Raw genomic sequence first — 2289 nt, 5'->3', positions numbered from 1 at the left:
GTCGATCAAGTTATGCGCGACAACCTGCTGCCGACGAACAAATACCGGCCGGGCTTCACGCCCATGGTGGTCAACACCGGCAAGGAACTAATCCTGTTCGACACCGGCAACGGCGAACGTGGCTTCGTCCCCCGGCCGCAAGGCGGCTGGCTCGCCGCGCAGCTTGCGCCGGCCGGCTTCGAGCCCGAACAGATCGACGTCGTGGTGCTGTCTCACGGTCATCCCGACCATATCGGTGGCGTGATGGAGAATGGAAAACTCCTCTTTCCCAACGCACGCTACGTCACGGGTGCGATCGACTATGACTTCTGGGCCGGCGACAAACCGGCAGGCGGCTTGAAGCCATTCGCCGCGTTGTTCCGCGACTACGTGGTGCCCCTCGCCGACAAGACGACGTTCCTCAAGCCCGGCGACGAGGTGACCCCCGGCATCCGCGCCATGGCCGCCTACGGGCACACCCCCGGCCATCTTGGCTTCGACATCGAGAGCGGAGGGAAGCGTCTCGTCTTCTGGGGCGACTGCGCGCACCATCATGTCGCCTCCTTGGTGCGCCCCGATTGGCACTGCGTGTTCGACGTCGACAGAGAGCAGGGCGCCAAGACCCGCGCCCGAATGTTCGACAAGGTGGCCACGGACCGCGTGGCCGTCAGCGCCTTCCATATGCCGTTTCCGTCCATCGGCTATGTGGAGCGGCGGAAGGACGGCGGCTATCGCTGGATTCCGCACTCCTATCAGCTCGATTTGTGAGCCTCGCGAGGGCTTGATCGACCAGGGTTTCCGGCGTGCAATACGGGCATGCCGGGCCACATCGAGATCGTCGAAGGCGATATCACGACCCTCCATGTCGACGCCGTTGTCAATGCCGCCAACGAAGCGCTGGCGCCGGGCGGCGGCGTGTGCGGCGCCATCCACCGCGCCGCCGGCCCTGAGCTGGCAAGCGCTTGCGCCAAGCTCGGCGGCTGCGCCACGGGCGAAGCCAAGATCACGGAGGGATTCGGGCTGCCCGCCCGCTATGTGATTCACACCGTGGGGCCGGTCTGGGGCGGCGGCGAGCGAGGCGAAGGAATGCTGCTGGCAAACTGCTATCGGAACGCACTCGCGCTTGCCGCCGAGCACGACCTCGCATCCATCGCCTTCCCCGCGATCTCGACCGGCATCTACGGCTTCCCGCCGGACCGCGCCGCGCTGATCGCCGTGCGCACCGTGCGCGAGACGCTCCCCGACGTGCCGGAGATCGCGCGCGTGGTGTTCTGCTGCTTCGGTACCGAGTCGCGCAGCCTGCACGAAGCGGCCATTGCCGCCACGGCGCCGCAAGATTAACCGCGCATGGCGAACTCTCAGTCCCCGGTCATTGTCTGGTTCCGCCGCGATCTGCGCCTTGCCGATAACCCAGCGTTGACCGCAGCAGCAAAGACGGATGCGCCCCTGCTCCCGCTCTACATCCTCGACGACGAAACCCCAGGCGATCTCCGCATGGGCGGCGCGTCACGCTGGTGGCTGCATGGCAGTCTCAAGGCGCTCGACGAGTCTCTCGGCGGAAAGCTCTGCTTGCGGATGGGACGAGCGGCGGACGTGTTGGGCGCGGTGCTCGATGAGACCGGCGCTGGCGCCGTTCATATAGCCAAGGCCTATGACCCGTGGGACGCGGGCCTCGAAGAGACCGTCGCGAGGCTCTGCGAAGCGAAAGGCGCAGGGCTCCATCTTCATCCGGGCCAGCTTCTGTTCGCGCCGGGGGAGATCGTCGCCGGCAGTGGCAAGCCCTATCGCGTGTTCACGCCGTTCTGGAAGGCCTGCTTGGCCGCGCCGGCGCCCCGCGCGCCATCGAAAGCGCCGCGGCTCGGAGCGTTCGCCAGGGCCAAGAGCCTGTCTCTCGATAGTCTCGGCCTTCTGCCCACCATGCCCGACTGGGCCGGCGGCTTGCGCGAGACCTGGCAACCCGGCGAGGACGCCGCGAAAGAGAGACTGTCGGACTTCATCGACAGCGGTCTCCGGGCCTATGCAACCAGCCGCGACAGCTTCGGCGATGACGCCACCTCGCACCTGTCGCCTTATCTTCACTTTGGCGAGATCAGCCCAAGCCAAGTCTGGCATACGGTGCGCCACGCGGCCCACGCCGTGCCGGGAAAATCCCAAGGCGCCGAGGCTTTCCTACGTCAGATCGGCTGGCGCGAATTCTCCTACCACTTGCTCTATCGCTTCCCCGAAATGCCGGAGAAGCCGCTGCGCCCCGAGTTCGCGGACTTTCCTTGGCGGGAAGACAGACAAGCGCTGCGCGCCTGGCAGCGCGGG

The 2289-nt window shown here is 66.5% G+C and carries 3 protein-coding genes; all 3 read left to right on the top strand.

The genetic code is table 11. From position 1 onward, the window contains the following. Positions 1 to 747: MBL fold metallo-hydrolase (locus tag ACSLE4_RS09685; protein WP_435904251.1), on the top strand; the 747-nt coding region annotated here is incomplete at its 5' end. A gap of 48 nt (positions 748 to 795) precedes the next feature. Further along, positions 796 to 1320 carry an O-acetyl-ADP-ribose deacetylase gene (locus tag ACSLE4_RS09680; protein ID WP_435904250.1) on the top strand — a complete coding sequence of 175 codons (525 nt, stop codon included), beginning with the start codon at positions 796 to 798 and terminating at the stop codon, positions 1318 to 1320. Positions 1321 to 1326: 6 nt separating this feature from the next. Beyond that, on the top strand, positions 1327 to 2289 hold a 963-nt coding region (locus tag ACSLE4_RS09675), incomplete at its 3' end, for a cryptochrome/photolyase family protein (protein ID WP_435904249.1).

The organism is Methyloceanibacter sp. (assembly GCF_051306395.1).
In the GTDB taxonomy this organism is placed as follows: domain Bacteria; phylum Pseudomonadota; class Alphaproteobacteria; order Rhizobiales; family Methyloligellaceae; genus Methyloceanibacter.
Note: the sequence above shows the minus strand (reverse complement) of the source record. Positions and strands in the feature narration are given on the sequence as shown.

What these genes read in the sequence shown, in the direction of transcription:
- ACSLE4_RS09680 (WP_435904250.1), top strand. Translation starts at nt 796, where the DNA reads ATGCCGGGCCACATCGAGATCGTCGAAGGCGATATCACGACCCTCCAT.